Below are 20,553 nucleotides of genomic sequence, written 5' to 3' on the forward strand. Positions count from 1 at the left end.
CTGTGCCACGATCATCCCTTCACCGCACCTGCCGTCATCCCCGCCCCCACCCGGCGCTGCAGGAAGAGGAAGACCACGAGCACCGGCAGCGCGAACAGCGTGGCCGCGGCCATCGTGGCGCCCCAGTCCGCGCCGAAGACGTCGCGGAAGGAGGACAGCCAGACCGGCAGCGTACGCTTCGACTGGTCCTTGATGATCAGCACGTTGACGAACGCGAACTCGTTCCACGCCGTGATGAACCCGAACAGCGACGTCGCCATCAACCCCGGCGCGAGCAGCGGGAACACCACGCGGCGAAAAGCCTCCAGCCGCGTGGCCCCGTCCACCTGCGCCGCCTCCTCCACCTCCAGCGGGATCGCGTCGAGGAACCCGCGCAGCGTCACGATGGTGAACGGCAGCGTGATCATGAAGTAGACCCCGGTCAGCATGGCCAGCGAGTCGAGCAGGTCGGTGTCGCGGGCGATGATGAACATCGGCACGAGCAGCGCCTCCCACGGCGCCATCTGCGCGGCGAACACCATCACCACGAAGGCTCCGCGCCCGCGCCACCGCATCCGCGCGATCGCGAAGGCCGCCAGCAGCGACACCACCAGTGCCAGGAGTACGGCGACGCCGGTCACGAGCAGGCTGTTGCGCCAGAAGAGCCAGAAACCGGGCGCCTCCACCGCCGTGGCGAAGTGCGACAAGGTCGGATTTAACGGCAGAAAGCTCGGCGTCTCCGACTGGATCTCCGCCGTCGGCTTGAACGCCGTGATGATCATCCAGTACACCGGGAAGATCATCACGGCGAACGTCAGGGCCGCCAGCGCGTTAAGCACCTTCACGACGCATCCTCCGCAGGTTGCTGACCAGGGCGACGGCCAGGATGAGTACGGTCACCATCGCCACAGCCGACCCCATGTCGTAGCGGTGCAGCACCCGGGCGACCTTGAACGCGTAGACCGGCAGCGTGGTCGTCGCGCCGTCCGGCCCGCCCTGCGACAGCACCCAGATCTGCGGGAAACACTTGAACACCCAGATGATCTCCAGCGTGGTGATCAGCGCGAACAGCGGACGCAGAATCGGAAAGGTCACGCGGGTGAAGATCTGCACCGCCGTACCGCCGTCGATCCTGGCCGACTCGTACAGCTCGCCCGGAATCGTGGTCAGCCCGGCGTAGAGCGTCAGTGCCGCGAACGGCACCGACTGCCACACGACCAGCACCACCAGCACCCCGAAGGTGGCCGTGCCGTTGGCGAACCAGGAGAACCCCTGGATCCCCAGCAGCCAGTTGACCACCCCCAGCTCCGACTGGAAGAGCCACTGGAACACCGTGGTGGTCGCGATGATCGGCATCGCCCAGGCCAGCGCGAGCGCGCTCATCAGCGCCACCCGCATCCGCCTGCCGAGCCGTTCCAGCATCAGCGCGACCCCGGTGGACAGCCCCACGATGAGCACCACGTTGATCGCGGTCCACACGAAGGTACGGAGCACGACCGTCCAGAACTCCTCGCCGGTCAGCAGCTCCCGGTAGTTCTCGAGCCCGGCGAAAGCGGCGCCGCCCCTGATGAGCTCGCCCATCCTGAAGTGCTGGAAGGAGATCACCGCCGCCTTCAGCAGCGGATAGAGCAGCAGGAAGAGCGCGCCGCCGACCGTGGGCGCGATCAGGAGATAAGGCCATACGGTACGGCGGCGCCCCATCAGGAGCCCAAGGTCTTCGTGATGGTCTCGGAGACCTTCCTCGCCTCGGTCGCCGGGTCCTTCCCGGTGAGCACGGCGGTCATGAACTGCTTGATCACCGTGGTGGCCTCGACGGCCGCCCAGTTGGGCGTGTTGGGGGTGGCTCTGCCGTTGGCAGCGCCCGCCGCCATCGCGGCGGTGCCCTCCTCGCCGCTCAGCACCCCGGCCAGCGAGGTCTTGTTCGGCACGAAGCTCATCGCCTTGGCCAGGTCGGTCTGGAACCTCTCCCCGGCCAGCGCCTTGACGACCTCGTAGGCGGCGTCCTGGTGCTTGGACGCCTCGGGGATGACCAGGTCGGAGCCGCCGGTGAACACCGCGCCCGGCCTGTCAGCCGTCTTCCCCGGGATCGCGAAAAATCCGATCTTGTCCTTCAGCGCGGGCTGGACCTCCAGCACCCGCGCCGCGATGCCGGGCACCGCGATGATCTGCGCCACCTTGCCCTGCGCGAACACCTCGTGCTGCGGCGGGTTGGCCTCGTCCGCGTCCTTCGGGCCCTTGCCGAGCGCCTGGAGCTGCTTGTAGAACTCCAGCCCGGCCAGTGCCTGCGGGGTGTCGAGGGCGCCCTTCCACTGGTCACCCTCCTTGACCGCCAGGTCGCCGCCCTCGTCCCAGATGAACCCGGCCAGCGCGTACCAGGTCTGCCCGGTCAGGTAGATGCCCTGGTTGCCGCCCTTGTTCAGCTTGGCCGTCGCGGCCAGCCACTCGTCCCTGGTCTTCGGGATGGGCGTCTTGCCCCAGAGGTCCTTGTTGTAGACGACCACCCGGTTGGCGGCGTACCAGGGGATGCCGTACTGCTTGCCGTCCACGTTGCCCGGTTGGGCCAGGCCGGGGATCCAGTCGGTGCCGCCCAGGTCGGCGACCTTGGCGGTGAGGTCCTTGACGCCGCCGCTGGCCGAGTACTGCGCGACCTGGGTGTTGCCCACCTCGATCACGTCGGGGGCGTCGGTGCTGGCCAGGGCGGCCGTGACCTTCTCGCCGATGCCGTCCCAGGCCTGGATCTGGATGTCCAGGTCGGTGTTCTTGTGGGCTGCCTCGTAGTCCTTCTCGAAGGAGGCGAGCAGCTCCTTGGTGACGCTGCCGTCCATGATCCAGACGGTCAGTTTCTCTGTTTGCGGGGCAGCCTTTTCCTGCGCAGGCGTGCTCGTGCCGCAGGCACTCAGTGCGGCGACCAGGAGCAGCGCCGCTGGAAGGTGGTTTCTCATGGGGGGTGACCTTCGGTCTCAGACGGTGTCCACGAAGGACGTTCCGGCGTTGCGGTAGGCGGCGACCCTGCTCAGCACGGTCGCGGGGGCGACGAACCAGGGCTCGGCCTGCGCCGTGGTGGCGCCGGTCGAGCGCGTCTCGTCCTGCAGGCGCAACGTCTGGGCCGCGTCCGCCGGGCGGCTGAGCGCGGCGACCAGGACGCGTGGCATGGGCGGCTCCCTGTCCGATTTTTGGCATGGCTGAACAGAGCTGTTGGCGCTATTGCGTCTTATGCGCCCCGGCGCAGCCGTCCGGCGTAGCGGGCTTCGAGCGCCAGGTTGTGCGCGTCGCCCTCGGGGACGTTGGCCGACAGGTAGATCGGCGGGATCTGTCCCGCCGCGACCAGGTCGTACACGGCCTCGGTGACGACGAGCTGCGCGATCAGGGCGGAGGTGATGGTCGAGACGGCGCCCACGGCGCCGCCCGTCTCCAGCGGGAGGACGGCGTCGCCGTACGGTGCCCGGTTGTCGAGCACCACGTCGGCGAGGTCGGCCAGCTTCTTCCCCGACGGATGCCTGGCCGGTACGGCGGAGCTGTGCGCGAGCGAGGTGATGGCGATCAGGTCGTGACCGCGCTCCTTCACCAGGTGGGCGAGCTCCACCACGACGCCGTTGACGCCGGAGCTGGAGATGACGAAGAACAGGTCGTCGGGGTGGACGGGGGCGAGGTCGAGGATGCGATGGGCGACTCCCGGGTCTCGTTCGAGGTCGTAGCGGTCGAGCTCGTCCCTGGGGGCGTCGCCGTACAGCACGATGTCCCTGAGCGCGAGCCGGTTGGTCGGCACCAGGCCCCCGGCGCGGCCGGCGATCTCCATCGCCACCGCCTCCGAATGGCCGGAGCCGAACGCGTGGATGATGCCGCCCCTGTTCAGGGTCGCGGTGACCAGGGCGGCCGCCCGGCTGATCTCCTTGGCCTGGTCGACGGGAATCTCGCGGACGAGCTCCGCGATGTGCTCCACGTAGGTCATGGGAGCCGGTGGCCCGTCACGGCTCGGACGGTCAAGTCGAGCGCCTCCTGGGTTCTCTGGTGGGTGCGCTGCGCGACCGAGACGTAGACGACGTCGAGAACGAGCAGCTGGGAGTGGATGGCGGCGAAGCCGTCGCTGCGGAAGGTGGTCTCCCTGTTGGCGGTGGTGAGCACCAGCTCGGCGGCCTCGGCCAGGGACGAGCGGGGATGCGAGGTGACCGCCACCGTGATGGCGCCGTGGCTGCCCGCCTCGGCGAGCACCTCGATCACCTCCCGCGTCCTCCCGCTGTGCGAGATCCCGACCGCGACATCCCCTTGCCCGAGGAGCGCCGCGTCGGTGAGCGCACTGTGCGCGTCGGACCTGCTCCAGGTGGGAATCCCGATCCGCTGAAGCCGGTACTCCATCTCCCCGGCGACGGACGCGCTGCTGGCAACCCCGAACAGCAGCACCCGTCTGGCCAGCGAAATAGCCCGTGCCACTTTCTCGACAGTGGCCAGATCAAGCTGAGCAGCGGTCTCTTGGATCAGGCGGATGTCGTTCCCTGAAACCACCCCGAGCACCCGATCCAGCCCGTCATCGGGGAGGATCTCCTGGCCGATGTCGGTCTCCCATTGCCGCTGAGCGACGCGCCCGGTCTCGGTGGCGAGTGCCACCCGCAGCTCCGCGTAGCCCCCGAACCCTAGGGCTCTGCAGAACCGGGTGATGGTGGCGGTCGAGGTACCACTGCGTTCCGCCAGGTCGACGATGGTGGACCTGGCCGCTTCCGCCGGGTCCCCGAGGATCAGCTCAGCCACCCGACGCAACGCGTCCGGCAACTCACCCTGCTCCGCCCTGATCCGACCAAGTAGCTCCATGGTGGTGAAAATTATGCTCACATCTAGCTTCCGTCAAGCTTTCATGAGAATAATTATTAACACCACCCCGCCCCCGCCTCCCACCCCAACCTTCCCTCGCCCGCCTTCCCGCCCTCCGCCCACCCACCCACCCGCCCTTGGTCCCGCTGTGGCTGACGACCTCTGGCAGTTTCCGTCCTTGCACGAAGGGGGCCCTGAGGACTGTTCTAGCCGTCTTCACCAGCCAGAATGCGCGTCATCCACTCCAGCGAGCCCGTGCTCAGAACCTCATCCGCAAGCCGCTTCCCCGACGCTGTCTTGAGTGCGGCGAGGGAGCTGTCGATCCACGGCTGCGTGTTCTGATGACCTTGCTCGCGATACTCGACCGCCTGGATGAGGCAGTCGAGCTTGTCGGCGTCCCGCGCGCAGACCGCCTCAAGGCTGAGCTTCTCCTCGTACTCGCCAACCGCACTCGTCAGCATCTCGGCGACCGGCTCGGGCAGGCCGCGCACCTGGTCGGCGGTGACCTTCTCGTTGGAGGCGGCTTGAAGGTAGCGCTTGCCGATGTAGGGGATGTCGGTGACCCGTGTCTCCTGCGTGTCGTGGAACAGGCTGAGGAACGCAGCCCGCTCCGGGTTCCCACCCTCCAGAGCGGCGATCACAGCAGCGATGATCGCGGCACGGAACGAGTGGTCGGCGATGCTCTCCGGATCACGAACCCCCGCCACGAGCCAGCCGGTGCGCTTGTAACGCTTCAGCAAGCCGATCTCGTAGAGCAACCCCGTGAGCTTCGCCAGATCCTCCGCCACGAAACACCCTCTCCTCAGCCTCGACCGGCCATCCGCAGCGCATAGGCGACAGCCTCAAGCTCCCGCCGCGACTGCGCTGACACCTCATCTTCGTCCATCAACCGGGCCACAGGCTGTCTGAGCTCGCCTGCCGTACCCAGCACCAGCGCCATGATCAAAGCCCACAGAGTGTGCACAACGACGTCAACGTACGGGTTGGCCGGGTCCAGCTTGGTACTCAAGTTGGACCGCTCGCACCGCCCGTCCGTTGGCCGAGTGCGGATGAAGTGCTGCAGCCCCTCACGGTCGCCGATCCTGACCGGATGACGGCCCATGACGGTGTCCAGTCTCCGGCTCGGCCTGCGCGGCGCTCCTCGGCCCGCTGAGTCTCGGCGAGCCATAGGCGGTGTCGTCGCTCTCGTCAAACCTGGCGACGTAGTGAGCCTGGCGACGCAGCAGCAACCCGTCCACCCGGTTCGCGTCGGCGCTTTCCGCCGCGATCTTCAGGTGCTCGAAGAAGTGCGCACGTTCGTCCGGCATTCCCGCCCTCTGCCCAACCGCCCGGCCCTGATCCCGCTGTGGCTGACGACCTCTGGCAGTTTCCGTCCGTGGAGGGACGGCTCGCCTTGCAATGGCCCCCGCCGATCGCATGGAAAGCCACTAATAGCCGATCTTCCTCAGGCAAGCACCGACTCCGATGCCCATGACGAGGAGGCCTGAAGATCGACCGCGCTGCCGTAACCGCCAAGGTCCCGATAGGAGAGGACCGGCCCGCACCACTGGACTCCGTCGGAAGGCTTCCGTCTGTGCTGTCCTGGGTCGAGACAGCAGAATTTCCGGCCAGGCGTGGTCCTGGTGGGCCTGGGGTCAGCGATTTTTCCTGTCGGTCTGGCGCGGGTGACCTGTGCCAGCCTGGGTGATCCAGATGGTGTGCTGCTCGTCGTCGATTGCGTACCAGATGCGGCCGCCGCCGGTCACCTCGAATTGCCAGTGGTCGAGTTCGACGCCGTCGATCTTGACGGTCTTGAGGTCGAACTTGAGCCGATGCTGGCGGGAAAGGTTGTCGGTGTTGCGAGGGTTGGCGGTGATGGTGATCCAGGCGCGGTCGAGGTTCTCGGGCGCTTGAGCCAGCAAGGCGGCCCAGCCTTGCGCGGCCCTGCGGTCGACGAGGCGGACGATCCAGCCGGTGGGGCGCCGGACCTCGTCGCCTCGACTGAGGTGCTCACTCACCGGGGCCACCCACCTCGATGGAGTCGCTGGTGTCAAAGGGGCCGCGGAGGCGGCGGGCCAGTTCGGGATCGGAGTAGATCTCGGCGGTGGAGGTCCATTCCCTCAAGGCTCGGGCAAAAGGAAGGAACAGACCGGTCTCCGCCCCAGCCAGCAGGTGGTTGAGCAGCTCACTGACGCACTCGAAGCGGGCTTCGGCAGGGAGCCAGGTCAGCCACGGCAACTCCTCGGCAAAGACCTCCTCGGCCATGGACCGATTGGCGCGGGCAATGATGGACAGGGACCGGGAGGCGAGCCGCAGTCCGTCAGCCATGGCATTGAAACGTTCCGATCGCATCAACACAAGGTTCTCGGCGTCGCGGCGCTCCAGGATGACGTCGGCGTCCTCCAGGGCGGGGAAGACGCTGGTCTGCTTGTTGATCAGTGTGGAGAAAGGGAAGGTCCGAGTCGTCATGTTCAGATTCTAGCTCATAGTTCGAAACTAGTTCAGTTCTTCAGGGCGCGAGGTCGTGCTCAAGCGCCCACGCCCGCCTCCCTGTTGCGGTGCTCGGCCATTTGCCGCCGGACGGATGGCCGACCACGAACAAAGGGGCACTGCCAGAGGTCGTCAGCCACAGCAGGACCGAGGGCGGGCGGGGGGTTAGTGATGGGAAGGCGGAGGGTGGGGTCAGGCTGTGGGGCGGCCGTAGGTTACGGCGGAGAGGACGATGGGTGGGGTGGTGGTGCGGAGTTCTCGGTCCGGTTGAGCGCCCAGGGCGTCGTTCACGGTGGAGAAGGCTACGCGGAGGGCCACGAAGAGGGTGATGCCCAGGATCTGGGGGTCGGTGAAGCCTGCTGCGCGCAGCGTGTCGATATCGGCCTGAGTTGTCTTGTTGGGGTTTTGGGTGGTTTTGCGGGCCCATGTGGCCAGAGCCTGTTCGGATGAACTCAGGCCTTCGTCGGTGCCGCGTAATACGGCCGCTGCCACCTCCGGTGAGCTGATCGAGGCCAGTTTGTTGCCCCACGCCAGCGAGCAATACGAGTCCCCGAATGACGACGCGCACGCCGCCACCAGGATCCCGCGCTGCCGCATGGTCAGGCCGTACGTCTTGACGATCGTGCTCAGCTGGTCGAACAACGCGGTCATCAGGGCAGGGTTGTGCCCCCAGACCCTGGAGGCGTTCATGACGTAGCCGAGCTCCGCCTCATCCGCCGAATACAGATCCCCCGCCCCCGCGGGCTCGCTGAGGAAGGTCATGACGGTTTCCTCGCCAGATAGCCCACCACGTCAAGCGTGGCGCGCAGCGGCAACCCGTCCCTGACCAGCTCCCGCGCCCGCCGAGTGGCCGCCTCGAAGAACGCCGCCTCCCCCACGTTCTGGATCGCCTCGTACGCGGGCCCCGTGGAAGCCAACGCCCGAGCAAAGGTCTCCGGATCGGCGAACTCCCACGCGAAAGGCACGCTCACCCGGCGCACGTCCACGAACCCGGCCCCCGCCAGCACCTCCTCCCCCACCCCAGGGCGTCCCAAAGACACCATCGCCGCCTGGTTGTCGACCTTCGCCGAGGTGGCGAGACGGAACGGCGCCAGCGCCCAAGCGCCCGGCGACTTCTTGATGTGCCCCCACACCGTCAACCCCAGCCTGCCCCCAGGAACAAGCACCCGGTGCAACTCGGCGAGCGCCGACGGCGTCGTCCGCCAGATGCCGCGGAAGCTGGTGGCCACGTCGAAGCTCCCGTCGTCCCACGGCAGCGCCTGCATGTCGCCCACCCGGACGTCCGCCGAAGGCGTGCGATCCCGGGCGACGGCCACCAGTCGCGCCGAGGCGTCGATCCCGGCGCACGAAGCGCCCCTGGCCACGGCCAGTTCGATGGCCAGCCCGGCGCCGCACGCGACGTCGAGCAGCCGGTCGCCGTCGCCCACGCGGAGGTGCTGGTGGAGGGTGACGTACTCGCGGACGTTGCCCGGTTCGCTCAGGGTCGCGAAGTCGACGGCCTTGCGGCCCCACCCCTCGTCGACCATCTTCCAGCTGGCGCCCATCTCAACCGGCCCGCGACGCCGGGGGGCCGCCGACGCCCCAGTCCTCGACGACGCACGTCACCGAGGCCATTTCCGCCTTCTGTCCGTCGGTGAAGACCCCCTCGACCAGCATGTCAGCTCTCCTCGAAGGTGATGGGGCGGCCCTGTTCCTTCCATGCCGCCAGCCCGCCGTCCAGGTGCGCGACGTCGGTGTAGCCGAGCTCCATCAGGCTGAGTACGGCCAGCGCCGACCGCCCGCCCGAGGCGCAGTAGAGGATGGTCGTGGCGGACGGGTCGAAGGAGTCGCGGTGGTAGGGGCTGCTGGGGTCGGCGTAGAACTCGAGCATGCCGCGCGGCGCCATGACCGCGCGGGGGATGGCGCCGTCGCGCCGTACCTCATCGGGCTCGCGCAGGTCGACCAGGGTCACCGTACCGTTCTCGAGGGCGGCGGCGACCTCGGTCACGGACAGGTTGCTGACCCGGTCTTTGGCACGGGCCACCAGGTCCCGGATGGAAGTCGTCATAACGGCTATTCGACTCCGAGCCGGACGATCACACATCCGTGCTCAGTACGGAATCGGCTTCGGTGGCGGATACTCGCTCCATGAAGGCCTTACCTGAAGGGGTCACCCCACGGGAGTACGAAGTCTTCTGGCTCGTGGGCGACCGGCTGCACAATCAGGAGATCGCCGACACCCTGGGGCTGTCCGCCAGGACCGTCGAGAGCCACGTGTCGTCCCTGTTGCGCAAGTTCGGCGGCAACAACCGGCAGGCGCTGGTCGAGGCGGCCGCGCGGCTGCGGGCCAGACCTGACCCGGGCAGCGTCCTGCCCAGGCCGCTGTCGTCGTTCGTCGGACGCACCGGCGAGACGGCCGACCTGCTGAAGCTCGTCGGCGCGCACCGGCTGCTGACGATGACCGGCCCGGCGGGCACCGGCAAGACGCGGCTCGCGCTGCATCTGGCGCACGAGGCGACGGACATGCCGCCCGCCGTACTCGTCGATCTGGCCTCGGTGCCGCCCGGCGATCCGGTGGAGCGGGCGTTCGCCGACGCGCTCGGCGTTTCCGGCGACGAGCGGGCGTTGCGTCCGCTGATCCGCGGCGCGCTGGCCGAGGGCGCGCGCTGGCTGGTTGTGGACAACTGCGAGCACGTGACGGCGACGGCCGCGCCGCTGCTGGCCGACCTGCTGGCCATGACGCCGCAGCTCCACGCGCTCGCCACCAGCCACGGGCCGCTCGGGGTGGACGGCGAGGTGGTGTACGAGATCCCGCCGCTGCCACTGCCGCAGGAGGTCGACGATCCGTCCGCTGTGCTGGAGGCGGCTTCCGTACGGCTGTTCGCCGATCGTGCCGCGGCGGTCGCCCCCGGCTTCGCCGTACACGAGGGGAATGCGCGAGATGTGGCGATGATCTGCAGGCGGCTCGACGGGCTGCCGCTCGCCATCGAGCTCGCTGCCGCGCGGGTCAGGTTCTTCGCTCCAGCCGATCTGCTCCGCCAGCTCGACGACCGGTTCGCCCTGCTCACCGACGGCCCTGCGCCGAGCAGGCACCGCACCCTCGAAGGCGCGTTGAAGTGGAGTTACGAGCTGCTCGGCGACGACGAGCGGCTGCTGTTCGAGCGTTGCTCGGTGTTTCCCGGCGAGTTCGACTACGACACCGCGACGAGGATCCTGGCGTATCCGCCGCTCGACTCGGCCGGGCTGGTCAGGCTGTTCCCGCGGCTGCTCGACCGCTCGCTGATCTTCCGCAGGAGCCGCGACGACATCACCGAGTACCGGCTGCTCGACAGCGTCAGGCAGTTCGCGCACCGGGAGCTGGACGCGCTCGGCGCCGCGGGCACGGCGCGAGAACGGCACGCGCTGCACCACCTGCGGCACGCCGTCGAGCTGCTGCCGGACGTCCAGGGACGCGACCAGGCGACGGCGCTGCGCTGGTTCGACCGGCACTGGGCGGACCTGCGCGCCGCCATGCGCTGGGCGCTGGAGCAGGACGACCACCTGGCCGCGTGGGAGTTCCTGGCCGGGATCGGCGGCGGCTGGGAGACGCTCGGCGCGCGCGGCGAGCTGTTCGACTGGCTCGACCGCCTGCTGGAACGCCCGCTGCCCGGAGGACGGCTGGGCGTGCGCGCCGCGCTGGCCTGCGCGGTGCTGCTCGCCTACCAGGACACCGGGCGCGGCCAGGCGATCGCCGAACAGGTACGCGCGCGCGGCCCTGCCGGGTCGAAGGCGGACGAGGCGACGCTGCTGCTGGCGCTCGGCTTCTGCGCCACCGCCGACTGCCTGGAGAAGGCGGCCGTGCTCTTCGAGGAGCTCGGCGACGACTGGCACCTGGCGCTGTCGCTCTGCGGGATCGGCTACGTCGCCGAGGACGTGCACACCGCGCTCGACCAGCTGCAGGCCGCCGCCGACCTGTTCGGGCGGCTGCACGACCTGGTCAAGCGGGCCAACTGCCTCAACATGATGGCGATCAGGGCGATCGAGGCCAGGATCCGGCTGGACGAGGCCGGCGGCTGGCTGGCCGAGGCCGTACGGCTGGCCAGGGCGAGCGGCAACGACCACGAACGCCTGCACGCCGAGCTCTACCGGGTGGCCCTCGACCAGCACGAGGGCGACAGGGAGGGCGCGGCAGGCAGGTTCGCGGTGCTGCGCGCCGAGTTCCGCAGGATCGGCGACCTGCGCTGCACCGCCCGCTGCCTGTACGGCCTGGGCCGCGAGGCAGCCGATCCGGCCAGCGCCTGGCGTCATTTCGCCGAGGGCGCAGAGCTCGCCGTGGGCCTCGCGGACGTGCGCGGAATGGTGACAGGACTGCGCCTCCTGGCAGGCGTCGCGAACCACCCGGAAAGAGCCGCCATGCTGCTCGGAGCCGCCGACCGCCTCGATCCAGGCCGCCGCGCCGACTTCCTTCCCGACGACGGTCTGCGCGCCGCGCTGTGCGACCGGCTCGGCGCCGACGCCTTCGCAGCCGCCCTCGCAGCGGGACGGCAGACCCCGATCCCTGTAATGCTTGCGCCATGACAAGCATCGTCCTTCCCGACGGAACGCCGATCCGTGGACGCGGCCTGCGCAAAGACCTGGAAACCCCGCACCCGGACGCCGGGCTCTACATCGGCTCGACCATCAAGCATCGCCCCGAGTTCACCTGGCAGCAGACCTGGGTCCGCTGGCCCGACTTCATGCTGCCCCTCGACCGGCACGCGACGGCGGCGGCGATCGTCCGCCACCACGACCAGGCGCGGGCCGGCGCGGTCGTCGAGGTCGCCTGCGGCGGCGGGGTCGGCAGGACGGGCACCGTGTTGTCGTGCATGGCGACGATGGCCGGCTTATCCCCGGAAGAGGCGATCGCGTGGGTCCGCGCCAACTACCACCGCAGGGCCGTGGAGACGCCGTGGCAGCGCAGGTGGGTGGTGTGGTTCGCGACCAGGCGATCTAGGCTGGGGCGATGACCGGCGATGAGGTCTCGCTGACCAATCTCGACCAGCCGCTGTTCGACGGTTCGGAGTCGACCAAGCGCGACCTGGTCGACTACCTCGACGCGGTGTCCGGCCGCATCCTGCCCGTGCTGAGCGGGCGCGCGCTGTCGGTGATGCGCGTACGGCCGGGCCAGGCGCCTTTCATGCAGAAGAACGTGCCCAAGTACGCGCCCGACTGGATCAGGACCGTCACGCACTGGGCCGAGTCGTCGCACCGCGAGGTCACCTACGCCCTGTGCGACGACCGCAGGACCCTGCTGTGGTTCGCCAACCAGCGGGCCGTCGAGTACCACCCGGCGCTGCTGCGCGGCGATCACTTCACGCACCTGATCCTCGACCTCGACCCGCCCGAGGGCGAGGGCGAGTCGTTCCAGCTCGCCGTACAGGCCGCCCACCTCGTACGGCAGGCGCTGGAGGACTGCGGCCTCCAGGGCGCGGTCAAGACCAGCGGCGCCAAGGGCGTGCACGTGTTCGTCCCGGTCGAGGCGGGGATCCCGATGGAGGACCTGGCCGCCGCGACCAGGGCGGTCGCCGCCCGCGCCGAGCGCATCGACCCGGCGCTCGCCACGACCGCGTTCATCCGCGAGGACCGCGGCGGCAAGGTGTTCCTCGACTCCACCCGCGCCGGCGGCGCGACCGTGGTGGCCGCCTACAGCCCGCGGATCAGGCCGGGCGCGCCCGTCTCGTTCCCCGTGCCGTGGAAGGACCTGGACCAGGTCTCACCGCGCGACTTCACCATCCACAACGCGGCCGGCCTGCTGGGCGACGACGATCCGTGGGCGTCGATGATGCCGCCGGAGCAGTCACTTCCCGCCGATCTCGTCGAGGAGGGGCACACCATCCCCGTCGCCAGGGTCCAGGCGATGCACGAGGGGAAGCGCCGCGCCCGCGCCCGCCGCGCGGAGTGAACGCACGGCCGCTGCCGGGTCGTCGGCGAAGAACCGCACGCTGACGGCCCGTCCTGGCTTGCCGAGCGGCCGGACGAAGTCGACCGGTTCGGCAAGCTCGACGACCACGTTGGTCTGCGACGACACGGCCACGCTGACCTTCTCGCCGCCGAAGGCGATCCTGTCGTCGAAGCTGCGCACCTGCCGCACGGCGGAGATCGTGCCGATCGGGATGCGCAGGTCGGCGTAGGGGCCGAAGCGGACGCGCAGCTCCCGGTCCGTGACGACGTGCGGCCTGGTCACGCAGGCGGCGAGGAAGGTCACCGCGAACAGCACGCCGTACACGTCGAGGGCCAGGACCAGGTAGCGCAGCCAGCCGGGCACGCCGACGGAGAGCAGCAGCAGGTCCACGCCGACGGTCTCCACGACCATCGCGAACAGCCACATCATCAGGGTCGTCGACTGCTCACGCGAGTACGGCACGGCGGTGGCGCCCTCGGGCACGCCGTGTCGGCGCCGGGTGATCCACAGCCACAGGCTGTGCCAGGCCCTGAGCTCACTCGCGATCAACGTAGCCTCCTGATCAACTGTCGGAACACCTCTGCCTGCGCCGCTGACATCTCGCCGAACATCGCCTCGGCCCACGGCCCCTCGTGCGCGGTCATCGCACTGGCCATCTCGGGCGGGAGGTACTCCGCCAGGTCGGCGGCCAGCGCGCCGACCCGGGGATCGGCGGGATCGGCCGAGGCCAGCTCGTCGAGCCGCTCGTAGAGGACGTGCCCGCGGGCGATCATGTCGGGGTGGGCGAGGGGTCGGAGCAGCTCCATCGCCTCCTCCGACATCGACCCGGCCAGGGTCAGCATCTCCCTGTCGAACGCGGCGAACTCCGACCCCTCCTTGTTCAGGCTCCTGAGGAGCCCGGCGAGCTCGTCGTCCCGCAGGTCGGCGCGTTCCAGCATCCGCGCCAGCCGTACGCGCTGCTCGCCGATCGCCGCCTGCTGCCTGGCCAGGTCGGCGTCGAGCTCCAGGAGCATCTCCTTGAGATCCCTGCCCTGGTCGTCGGCGAGCGCGTCACGCACCTCGTCGAGGGAGAGGCCCAGCTCGGCCAGGTGCCTGACGCGGGCCAGGAGGACCGCGTCGCGCAGGCGGTACTCGCGATAGCCGTTGGCCAGCCGTACGGGCTCGGGGAGCAGGCCCTGGTGGTGGTAGTGGCGCACGGTCCGGGTCGAGACCCCGACCAGCGCCGCGAGCTCGCCGATCCGCATGCCCCCATTAGATACGTTGACGTCGCGTCAAGGTCAAAGGTAGGGGAGCCACTTCCTGTCGATCTCCGTCTCCAGGTCGACGCCGTGGTGCCTGGCCAGCACCAGGAGCTGCGCGAGCACGTCGGCCATCTCGGCGCGGAACGCGTCGTCGAGCTCGCCGGGCGAGTGCCCCTTGTCGCGGGCCTGCCCCTCGCGCATGAGGAAGGCCTGGGTCAGCTCGCCGACCTCCTCGTGCAGCTTCAGCAGGAACCAGTGGTCGTCCCTGGTGATGTCGTGCCTGGCGGCATATTTGCTGGACACCGCCTCGACAGCGTCCGTCATGTCCCGCAACTCCATGCCCCGCAGCTTAGAGATCGGCACCGACAACGAGCATCGCGTCACACTTCCGTGGCTCCGATCGCTCTATACAGACGACCGTGCGACGAAGGAGAGGCGACATGGCCACCCAGGAGGACTTCCTGGAGCACAGGGAACTGCTGTTCTCCGTGGTCTACAACATGCTGGGCAGCGTCTCGGACACCGAGGACGTCCTGCAGGAGACCTGGCTCGCGTGGGCGCCCAGGGAAGGCGTCGAGAACCCGCGCGCCTACCTGGTCCGCGTGGCCGTCAACGCCGCGCTGGCCAGGCAGGCGGCCATCCGCCGCAGGCGCGAGACCTACCTCGGGCCCTGGCTGCCCGAACCCCTCGTCACCGAGGAGCCGGACCATGTGGAGAGCGTGTCCATGGCGATGATGGTCGTCCTGGAGACGCTCACCCCGCTGGAGCGCGCCGTCTTCGTCCTCCACGAGGTCTTCGCCTACACCCACGTCGAGATCGCCACCATCCTGGACCGCACCCCTGCCGCCGTCAGGCAGGTCGCGCACCGCGCCCGCGGGCACGTCCAGGCCCGCCGTCCGCGCAGCCGTACCACCTCGGAGGCGGGCAGGCGCGTGACCGAGCGTTTCCTCCAGGCCGCGGTGGGCGGCGACCTGGACGAGCTCATGCAGCTCCTCGCCCCCGACGTGACCATGTGGATCGACGGCGGCGGCACGTCCAAGGTGTCGGTGATGAACCCGGTCCACGGCCGCGACAAGGTCGCCAGGCTGATCACCGGAATCTCCAGCCGCCGCCCGGCGAACCTCGACGTGCGGGCCAGGGTCGTCAACGGCGACCCGTCGGCCGTGCTGTTCGGCGACCACGGCCCCTTCGCTGTCATGGTCGTCGACCTCACTCCCGACGGGAAGCAGGTGGCGGGCGTCTACACGGTCACCAACCCCGACAAGCTCTCACACATTGGCAGGCCATGACCGCTTACCTGATCGTCATCATGATCAACGTCGTCCTTCTCGCCTTCACCGCCGTGCTCAACTTCATCCGCTTCCAGCCGATCCTGGGCAACATGGACCGGCTGGGCGTGCCGAGGGGATGGTTGCCCGCTCTTGGCCTGCTCAAGCTGGCCGGCGCCGCCGGCCTGCTGGCCGGGCTCGTGGCGCCTCCCCTCGGCCTGGCGGCGGCCGTCTGCGTCGTGCTGTTCTTCGCCGGCGCCGTCTTCACGCACCTGCGCCTCCCGGCGCCCACGCTCGACGTCCTGTTTCCCGGCACGCTCTTCGCGCTGGCCGTCGCCACGCTGGTGCTGCACGTGACGTCTAGCTGATCAGCTCGGCCGCTGCGAGCGCCGTGGTCACCAGCCCTCCGGCGACCACGAGCGCGGCGGCGGCCAGCGGCAGCCGGAGGCTCCACGCGCGCAGTCGTGGAGCCGCCGAGATCAGATCCCTTCCCTTCAGTACGGCGAGGCCGACCCCGCCGAGCGTCACCGCCATCCCCAGGCCGAACGCCGCGACCATGGCCAGGGCGTACCAAGGGCGACCGGTCAGCAGCCCGGTGAGCAGCAGCAGGAACGCCGAAGGCGAGGGCAGCAGCCCGCCGGAGATCCCGACGGTCACCAGCCCGCGCCAGGACAGCAGGTCCGCCCGATGCCCATGGCCGTGCCCGTGCCCGTGGCCCCGATGGCGCAGGTGCTTGCGCAACAGCGCCACCCCCACGGCCAGCACGGTCAAGGCGGCGGCCAGTTGCAACCACCGCGTCACCACCCCCAGGTCGGGCGCGTTGTCGACGAGCAACCACCACCCGACGGCCAGCACGCCCACGGACACCGTGTGCATTACGGCGACGACCACCCCGAGCCACAGGGCGTCACGAGCCCGCCCTTCGCCCCCGACCAGGTACCCGGCCGTCAGCGTCTTGCCGTGCCCGGGGGCGCACGCGTGGAACGCCCCGGCGACCAGCGCCACCAGCAACGCGAGCGGAAACACCGTGTCCGACCCCACCAGGGCGGCGAGCTGCCCGTCGAAGCGCAGCTCGTGGGTCGGCTCCTGGTTCGTGTGCAACGCCCCGGAACCACCGGGCGTCGTGGAGACCGTCCGGTAGTTCGGGTTCACGTCGGTCAGCACGGTGACCGTCAACGCGATCACGCTGACGGGGGCCGGGCAGCGGAACCGTACCCGCTGATCGACCACCGAGACCAGCGCGCACGCGCGCCCGTCCTGCGCGACCCCCATGTGCTCGCCGAGGTAGGCGTCGACCGGCCCGGGGACGGCAGCGAGGTCGTCCTTGGCCGCGGACCACGTGACATCCACGAAGGAGCCCGACACCGAGACCTTCGCCACGGGCGGCGGCCCGAAAGGGTGAGCCGCCGCCCCCAGCAAATACACCAGCAGTGCGATGAGCCGCACGGTCACCGGCCCGCCAGCGCGTGGATGCTGCCGTCGTCGGTCAGCGCGTACAGCACGTTGCCGCTCACCGACAGCGCGGAGGCCACGCCGCCGCCCAGGTTGTAGGAGGCCAGCAGCCGCCCGGTGGCCCGGTCGAGGGCGACCACGCGCCCGTCCCAGGTCGTGGCGTAGACCGTAGTCTCGGTGGCCAGCGTGTGCATCGCGGGCGAACCGGCACCGGCGGCCGCGCACCCGGCGGCGACCCGCCACGGGTCGTCCATCGGGCTCTCCCCCGGCAGGTAGCCGAGCGGCGTCTCCCACACCGGCGTCGCGGAACCGGCCGTGTACGCCCTGACCACGCCGTCCACGCTGCCCACGTAGACCGCGTCGCCGCGGGTCGCCGGGCTGGTGACCGGCGGCGGGCCGGGCTCGCAGCTGCTCGCCGTACCGAGCTTGGCCTGCCAGAGCACCTTGCCGGTCAGGTCGTGGGCGCGTACGCCGGAGGAGGTCGCGGTGACCAGCCCGGAGTCGGTGAACGCCGGCGACGACTGGGTGAAGAGGTCGCCACCGGTGTCCACGGACGACTTCTGCGTACACGTGGTCAGGTCCATCGCGATCAGCGACTGGCTGGACCCCGAGTGCAGGTAGGCCGTCGTGGCGCCCGGCCTGCGTACGGCGGCGCTGTGGAACTCGCCCCAGCCGACCGGCGCGCCGAACCCGCCGGGCAGCTTCGCGCCCGTCTTCGCGTCGCGGCAGCGCACGCCGTCGTACTCCTGGTAGACGGCCACACCGCGGCCGTCGGGCAGGTCGAACACGCTGACCGGCCCACCCGCGCGGCCGTAGCGGCGCACGGTCTTGCCGACGACCTGCTCGCCGTCGATCGTCTCCCAGGCGACCTTGCCCGTCGCGGCGTCGAGCGCGTAGACGCGGCCGACGCCGGTGGTCAGGTAGACCTTGCCGCCGTGCACGGTCGGGTACGACTCGGCGTCGCCGTCCAGGTAGGTGCGCCAGAGCTCGGCGCCACTGCGCGCGTCGTAGGCCAGCATCATGCTGTACGGCGAGTCGAACGCCTGCGAGGCGACGATCACCCTGCCCTGGGACACGGCGGCGCCGTTGAGGTGGAACTGCTCGCCGGTGTTGGCGGCCCAGCGCAGGTCGAGCGCGGATCCCGGGTCGTCCTTCGACGACGAGCGGCCCTCCTCGTCACCGCCCTGCCTGGTCCAGTCCTGGCCGGTGCGCGGCTGCGCGGCCTGCGCCTTCACGGTGAAGGTGGAGGTCACGGTCGGCCAGGCCCTGCCCGCGGTGTCCACGGCCGTGTACGACGCGGTGTAGGTGCCCGGGTGCAGCCCGGTGATCCTGGTGCTGACCCTGGTCCACGACACGTGCGCCTGGGGGCACGGCTCCGCCGTACCGCCAGGGGGCGTGTAGCAGTTGACCTGGCCGGACGGGGTGGTCGTGGCGCCGAACTCCAGCGCCCGCTCGCGCCAGACGACCTTGCCGTTCTTGAAGCGCACGGTCAGGTCGGCCGTGGCCGGGGTGCGGCCGTCGTCCTCGGCGTACAGCTCGACGGGGATCGCCGACTTGTGCCCGTGGACGCTGCCCTGGGCCGGGCTGACCAGCGCGACGTCGTCGTCGACCTCGAACTGGCGGTGCGTGCCCTTCACGTAGCCGGTGTCGAGGTCGCTGAAGTCGAGGATCTTGTAGTCGGGCCTGGCCGAGTCGATGCCGTAGGTGCCCATGTTGTTGATCTCGACGGACCTGGCGAACGCGCCGCGCCGGTACTCGGCCTGCTGGTTGTGCCCGGCGGCGAACATGCGCACGTCGTACTTGGCCAGCTCGTCCACGATCGGCTGCATCCCCGCGCCTGGCCCCCAGCGGGTGAACAGCGAGCGGTGCGCGAACACCATCACCTGCTTGCCCACGGCGTGCCGCTTCAGGTCCTCGCGCAGCCACGCGAGCTGCGGTGCGAGCCCGGCGGCGTCGTAGTTGTCCTCCAGGACCACCACGTGGCGGCCGTTGCGGTCGAAGCTGTACCACTCGGGGCCGAGGTTCCTGCGCCAGTACTCCAGGCTGCCGCCGTACCCCTGCGAGGTGGCGGTGCCGCCGACGTCGTGGTTGCCCATGACCGGGTAGTACGGCATGCCGAGCCGTCCCTTGCGCAGCCCTTCGCGCAGGATGTCGTATCCGCCCTGCCTGCGCGGCTCCGCCGCGTAGTCGGTGACCGTCAGGTCGCCCGTGGTGATCGTCATCGTGGCGCCGTGCACCTCGGACATCGCCTCGACGTGGCCCTGCCACTGCGGCAGCGAGCTCTTGGCCTCGGCGTCGGTGCGGTTGCCCACCTCGACGTCGGAGACCATCAGCCACTTCTCCGTCGGGTTGGCGGCGTTGGTGTCGGGCACGAGCGCGAAGTCGGCGCGCTGGCCCTGCTTGACCTCGCGGAAGTACGTCGGGACGTAGTCGTCGCGGAGCACCGGGGTGTAGCCGTTGGGCGAGACGACGGTGATGAGGTCGGTCTCGCGCCTGGCCCGGTCGACGGCGATGGTGTAGCCGCCGTCCGCGTTGGTGGTGGCCCAGGCGACGCCGTCGGTGAGGTCGACGCCTGGCATGCCCTTCTCGCCCGCGTCCCTGGTGCCGTTGCCGTTCGCGTCGGCGAACACGGTGCCCTCGACGGTCACCAGGTCGGCGCCGGGGCCGGTCAGGGTGAAGGTGACGGGTGCGCTGAGCGGCTCGTAGCCGTCATTGGCCATGAAGTGGGCGGTCCAGGTGCCCGCGCCCAGCGCGTTGGTGCTCAGCGTGGCGGTGCCCTCCGCCTGTGGTGCTCGGACCCAGGTCCTGGAGGCCACGTCGCCGGGCTTGTCGGCTTCGCCGTACAGGCCGATCCAGTTGAGCGCGCCGGGTTTGTCGGTGCGGTAGCTGAAGGTGATCGGCTGTCCTGCCTTGGGGTTCTGGGTGACGACCGCGAGCGTGCCGGTCTCGGCTGCGGCCATGGCCGTCCCAGGCGCGAGTACGGCCAGCGCCAGCGCTCCTGCCACGAGCCCGGCCAGGCCCTTACGGCGGCGCAGCCAGACGAGAGCCGTCACGGCGAGCACGAGTGTCAGCAGCACCGCGGCCACGACCGGCCACACGGGTGCGGTGGGCGCGTGCGCGCCGGTCGCGTCGATCACGGGCGTCGCCGCGGTCACGTTCGCCGTGAGGCCGTCGAACTCGGCGATGACCTCCGTCAGCCCACCGGCCGCGAGCAGGCCGCCGAGGTCGAGGCCCGTGACGTCACACGACCATCCCAGCTCGATCACGACGCCGCCGGGAATGCCGCCCGTGTCCCCTGCCACCCCGTGCGCGCTGACGGGACAGCCGCCGCCCAGCAGCCCGGTCGCCCAGGCCCCGGCCTTCTCGGCGCTGACCACGTCGCGGTGCACAACCAAGCGACCGCTTGTTATCCCGCCGCTCGTCTTGACGACGAGCTCAGCGT

24 protein-coding genes are annotated in these 20,553 nt (G+C 69.9%); 5 read left to right on the forward strand and 19 right to left on the reverse strand.

Annotation, left to right across the window (positions count from 1 at the left end; genetic code table 11):
• Positions 1 to 11: 11 nt before the first annotated feature.
• The 14 genes from ACIBG8_RS26530 to ACIBG8_RS26595 all read right to left on the reverse strand — a co-directional run bounded on the left by ACIBG8_RS26530 (position 12) and on the right by ACIBG8_RS26595 (position 9,298).
• Positions 12 to 824 carry a carbohydrate ABC transporter permease gene (locus ACIBG8_RS26530; RefSeq protein WP_397345634.1) on the reverse strand — a complete coding sequence of 271 codons (813 nt, stop codon included), beginning with the start codon at positions 822 to 824 and terminating at the stop codon, positions 12 to 14.
• A complete protein-coding gene (locus tag ACIBG8_RS26535) occupies positions 811 to 1,680 on the reverse strand; it encodes a carbohydrate ABC transporter permease (protein ID WP_397345635.1) in 870 nt (289 codons plus the stop codon). Before ACIBG8_RS26535 ends, ACIBG8_RS26530 begins: the two co-directional genes overlap by 14 nt.
• The gene (locus tag ACIBG8_RS26540; RefSeq protein ID WP_397345636.1) at positions 1,680 to 2,921 is read right to left on the reverse strand and encodes an extracellular solute-binding protein; all 1,242 of its coding nucleotides are present in this window, start codon (positions 2,919 to 2,921) and stop codon (positions 1,680 to 1,682) included. The genes ACIBG8_RS26535 and ACIBG8_RS26540 overlap by 1 nt, the downstream gene beginning before the upstream one ends.
• 18 nt (positions 2,922 to 2,939) lie before the next feature.
• Complete coding sequence (locus tag ACIBG8_RS26545; RefSeq protein WP_397345637.1) at positions 2,940 to 3,131, reverse strand: hypothetical protein; 192 nt, start codon at positions 3,129 to 3,131, stop codon at positions 2,940 to 2,942.
• A gap of 59 nt (positions 3,132 to 3,190) precedes the next feature.
• Positions 3,191 to 3,928: a sugar isomerase domain-containing protein gene (locus ACIBG8_RS26550; RefSeq protein ID WP_397345638.1), complete on the reverse strand. Its 738-nt coding sequence runs from the start codon at positions 3,926 to 3,928 to the stop codon at positions 3,191 to 3,193.
• Entirely contained in the window at positions 3,925 to 4,782 is an 858-nt protein-coding gene (locus ACIBG8_RS26555) for a MurR/RpiR family transcriptional regulator (RefSeq protein ID WP_397345639.1), read from the reverse strand. The genes ACIBG8_RS26550 and ACIBG8_RS26555 overlap by 4 nt, the downstream gene beginning before the upstream one ends.
• Before the next feature lie 206 nt (positions 4,783 to 4,988).
• Positions 4,989 to 5,570, reverse strand: coding sequence for an HD family hydrolase (locus tag ACIBG8_RS26560; RefSeq protein WP_397345640.1), 582 nt, complete (start codon positions 5,568 to 5,570; stop codon positions 4,989 to 4,991).
• 14 nt (positions 5,571 to 5,584) lie between these two features.
• On the reverse strand, positions 5,585 to 5,791 hold the full coding sequence (locus ACIBG8_RS26565; protein WP_397345641.1) for a hypothetical protein: 207 nt from the start codon (positions 5,789 to 5,791) through the stop codon (positions 5,585 to 5,587).
• 58 nt (positions 5,792 to 5,849) lie between these two features.
• Positions 5,850 to 6,089: a hypothetical protein gene (locus ACIBG8_RS26570; RefSeq protein WP_397345642.1), complete on the reverse strand. Its 240-nt coding sequence runs from the start codon at positions 6,087 to 6,089 to the stop codon at positions 5,850 to 5,852.
• Positions 6,090 to 6,416: 327 nt separating this feature from the next.
• The gene (locus ACIBG8_RS26575) at positions 6,417 to 6,779 is read right to left on the reverse strand and encodes a hypothetical protein (RefSeq protein WP_397345643.1); all 363 of its coding nucleotides are present in this window, start codon (positions 6,777 to 6,779) and stop codon (positions 6,417 to 6,419) included.
• Positions 6,772 to 7,230, reverse strand: coding sequence for a hypothetical protein (locus tag ACIBG8_RS26580; RefSeq protein WP_397345645.1), 459 nt, complete (start codon positions 7,228 to 7,230; stop codon positions 6,772 to 6,774). The genes ACIBG8_RS26575 and ACIBG8_RS26580 overlap by 8 nt, the downstream gene beginning before the upstream one ends.
• A gap of 213 nt (positions 7,231 to 7,443) precedes the next feature.
• Complete coding sequence (locus ACIBG8_RS26585; protein WP_397345646.1) at positions 7,444 to 8,013, reverse strand: hypothetical protein; 570 nt, start codon at positions 8,011 to 8,013, stop codon at positions 7,444 to 7,446.
• The gene (locus ACIBG8_RS26590; protein WP_397345647.1) at positions 8,010 to 8,795 is read right to left on the reverse strand and encodes a class I SAM-dependent methyltransferase; all 786 of its coding nucleotides are present in this window, start codon (positions 8,793 to 8,795) and stop codon (positions 8,010 to 8,012) included. The genes ACIBG8_RS26585 and ACIBG8_RS26590 overlap by 4 nt, the downstream gene beginning before the upstream one ends.
• Positions 8,796 to 8,908: 113 nt before the next feature.
• Complete coding sequence (locus ACIBG8_RS26595; protein ID WP_397345648.1) at positions 8,909 to 9,298, reverse strand: rhodanese-like domain-containing protein; 390 nt, start codon at positions 9,296 to 9,298, stop codon at positions 8,909 to 8,911.
• Between the two features lie 80 nt (positions 9,299 to 9,378).
• Between ACIBG8_RS26595 and ACIBG8_RS26600 the strand changes: the two genes are divergently transcribed.
• Genes ACIBG8_RS26600 through ACIBG8_RS26610 form a run of 3 tightly spaced genes read left to right on the forward strand, consistent with a single transcriptional unit; the run spans position 9,379 to position 13,150 of the window.
• Positions 9,379 to 11,787: a LuxR C-terminal-related transcriptional regulator gene (locus tag ACIBG8_RS26600; protein ID WP_397345649.1), complete on the forward strand. Its 2,409-nt coding sequence runs from the start codon at positions 9,379 to 9,381 to the stop codon at positions 11,785 to 11,787.
• Positions 11,784 to 12,215 (forward strand): protein-tyrosine phosphatase family protein, encoded by a 432-nt coding sequence (locus ACIBG8_RS26605; protein ID WP_397345650.1) that lies wholly within the window; start codon positions 11,784 to 11,786, stop codon positions 12,213 to 12,215. The genes ACIBG8_RS26600 and ACIBG8_RS26605 overlap by 4 nt, the downstream gene beginning before the upstream one ends.
• Positions 12,212 to 13,150, forward strand: coding sequence for a DNA polymerase domain-containing protein (locus ACIBG8_RS26610; protein WP_397345651.1), 939 nt, complete (start codon positions 12,212 to 12,214; stop codon positions 13,148 to 13,150). The genes ACIBG8_RS26605 and ACIBG8_RS26610 overlap by 4 nt, the downstream gene beginning before the upstream one ends.
• Here the strand turns inward: ACIBG8_RS26610 and ACIBG8_RS26615 are convergent.
• Genes ACIBG8_RS26615 through ACIBG8_RS26625 form a run of 3 tightly spaced genes read right to left on the reverse strand, consistent with a single transcriptional unit; the run spans position 13,046 to position 14,730 of the window.
• The gene (locus ACIBG8_RS26615; RefSeq protein ID WP_397345652.1) at positions 13,046 to 13,699 is read right to left on the reverse strand and encodes a hypothetical protein; all 654 of its coding nucleotides are present in this window, start codon (positions 13,697 to 13,699) and stop codon (positions 13,046 to 13,048) included. The two genes, ACIBG8_RS26610 and ACIBG8_RS26615, sit on opposite strands and share 105 nt — an antisense overlap.
• Complete coding sequence (locus ACIBG8_RS26620) at positions 13,696 to 14,394, reverse strand: MerR family transcriptional regulator (RefSeq protein ID WP_397345653.1); 699 nt, start codon at positions 14,392 to 14,394, stop codon at positions 13,696 to 13,698. The genes ACIBG8_RS26615 and ACIBG8_RS26620 overlap by 4 nt, the downstream gene beginning before the upstream one ends.
• A 33-nt stretch (positions 14,395 to 14,427) precedes the next feature.
• Positions 14,428 to 14,730 carry a MazG nucleotide pyrophosphohydrolase domain-containing protein gene (locus tag ACIBG8_RS26625; RefSeq protein ID WP_397345654.1) on the reverse strand — a complete coding sequence of 101 codons (303 nt, stop codon included), beginning with the start codon at positions 14,728 to 14,730 and terminating at the stop codon, positions 14,428 to 14,430.
• A gap of 101 nt (positions 14,731 to 14,831) precedes the next feature.
• On the opposite strand from ACIBG8_RS26625, the gene sigJ reads away from it, so the two are divergent.
• Both sigJ and ACIBG8_RS26635 read left to right on the forward strand, forming a co-directional pair.
• Positions 14,832 to 15,680: an RNA polymerase sigma factor SigJ gene (gene sigJ, locus ACIBG8_RS26630; RefSeq protein WP_397345655.1), complete on the forward strand. Its 849-nt coding sequence runs from the start codon at positions 14,832 to 14,834 to the stop codon at positions 15,678 to 15,680.
• On the forward strand, positions 15,677 to 16,027 hold the full coding sequence (locus tag ACIBG8_RS26635) for a DoxX family protein (protein ID WP_397345656.1): 351 nt from the start codon (positions 15,677 to 15,679) through the stop codon (positions 16,025 to 16,027). Before sigJ ends, ACIBG8_RS26635 begins: the two co-directional genes overlap by 4 nt.
• Here the strand turns inward: ACIBG8_RS26635 and ACIBG8_RS26640 are convergent.
• Both ACIBG8_RS26640 and ACIBG8_RS26645 read right to left on the reverse strand, forming a co-directional pair.
• Positions 16,020 to 17,111 (reverse strand): hypothetical protein, encoded by a 1,092-nt coding sequence (locus ACIBG8_RS26640; protein ID WP_397345657.1) that lies wholly within the window; start codon positions 17,109 to 17,111, stop codon positions 16,020 to 16,022. The two genes, ACIBG8_RS26635 and ACIBG8_RS26640, sit on opposite strands and share 8 nt — an antisense overlap.
• Positions 17,108 to 20,500: a PQQ-binding-like beta-propeller repeat protein gene (locus ACIBG8_RS26645; protein WP_397346191.1), complete on the reverse strand. Its 3,393-nt coding sequence runs from the start codon at positions 20,498 to 20,500 to the stop codon at positions 17,108 to 17,110. Before ACIBG8_RS26645 ends, ACIBG8_RS26640 begins: the two co-directional genes overlap by 4 nt.
• Between the last annotated feature and the right edge of the window lie 53 nt (positions 20,501 to 20,553).

Origin of the sequence: Nonomuraea sp. NPDC050556 (assembly GCF_044457355.1) — a bacterium.
In the GTDB taxonomy this organism is placed as follows: domain Bacteria; phylum Actinomycetota; class Actinomycetes; order Streptosporangiales; family Streptosporangiaceae; genus Nonomuraea.

What these genes read in the sequence shown, in the direction of transcription:
- ACIBG8_RS26610 (WP_397345651.1), top strand. Translation starts at nt 12,212, where the DNA reads ATGACCGGCGATGAGGTCTCGCTGACCAATCTCGACCAGCCGCTGTTC.
- sigJ (WP_397345655.1), top strand. Translation starts at nt 14,832, where the DNA reads ATGGCCACCCAGGAGGACTTCCTGGAGCACAGGGAACTGCTGTTCTCC.
- ACIBG8_RS26620 (WP_397345653.1), bottom strand. Translation starts at nt 14,394, where the DNA reads ATGCGGATCGGCGAGCTCGCGGCGCTGGTCGGGGTCTCGACCCGGACC.
- ACIBG8_RS26570 (WP_397345642.1), bottom strand. Translation starts at nt 6,089, where the DNA reads ATGCCGGACGAACGTGCGCACTTCTTCGAGCACCTGAAGATCGCGGCG.
- ACIBG8_RS26555 (WP_397345639.1), bottom strand. Translation starts at nt 4,782, where the DNA reads ATGGAGCTACTTGGTCGGATCAGGGCGGAGCAGGGTGAGTTGCCGGAC.
- ACIBG8_RS26635 (WP_397345656.1), top strand. Translation starts at nt 15,677, where the DNA reads ATGACCGCTTACCTGATCGTCATCATGATCAACGTCGTCCTTCTCGCC.
- ACIBG8_RS26535 (WP_397345635.1), bottom strand. Translation starts at nt 1,680, where the DNA reads ATGGGGCGCCGCCGTACCGTATGGCCTTATCTCCTGATCGCGCCCACG.
- ACIBG8_RS26625 (WP_397345654.1), bottom strand. Translation starts at nt 14,730, where the DNA reads ATGGAGTTGCGGGACATGACGGACGCTGTCGAGGCGGTGTCCAGCAAA.
- ACIBG8_RS26550 (WP_397345638.1), bottom strand. Translation starts at nt 3,928, where the DNA reads ATGACCTACGTGGAGCACATCGCGGAGCTCGTCCGCGAGATTCCCGTC.
- ACIBG8_RS26590 (WP_397345647.1), bottom strand. Translation starts at nt 8,795, where the DNA reads ATGGGCGCCAGCTGGAAGATGGTCGACGAGGGGTGGGGCCGCAAGGCC.
- ACIBG8_RS26605 (WP_397345650.1), top strand. Translation starts at nt 11,784, where the DNA reads ATGACAAGCATCGTCCTTCCCGACGGAACGCCGATCCGTGGACGCGGC.
- ACIBG8_RS26585 (WP_397345646.1), bottom strand. Translation starts at nt 8,013, where the DNA reads ATGACCTTCCTCAGCGAGCCCGCGGGGGCGGGGGATCTGTATTCGGCG.
- ACIBG8_RS26540 (WP_397345636.1), bottom strand. Translation starts at nt 2,921, where the DNA reads ATGAGAAACCACCTTCCAGCGGCGCTGCTCCTGGTCGCCGCACTGAGT.
- ACIBG8_RS26580 (WP_397345645.1), bottom strand. Translation starts at nt 7,230, where the DNA reads ATGACGACTCGGACCTTCCCTTTCTCCACACTGATCAACAAGCAGACC.
- ACIBG8_RS26545 (WP_397345637.1), bottom strand. Translation starts at nt 3,131, where the DNA reads ATGCCACGCGTCCTGGTCGCCGCGCTCAGCCGCCCGGCGGACGCGGCC.
- ACIBG8_RS26600 (WP_397345649.1), top strand. Translation starts at nt 9,379, where the DNA reads ATGAAGGCCTTACCTGAAGGGGTCACCCCACGGGAGTACGAAGTCTTC.
- ACIBG8_RS26595 (WP_397345648.1), bottom strand. Translation starts at nt 9,298, where the DNA reads ATGACGACTTCCATCCGGGACCTGGTGGCCCGTGCCAAAGACCGGGTC.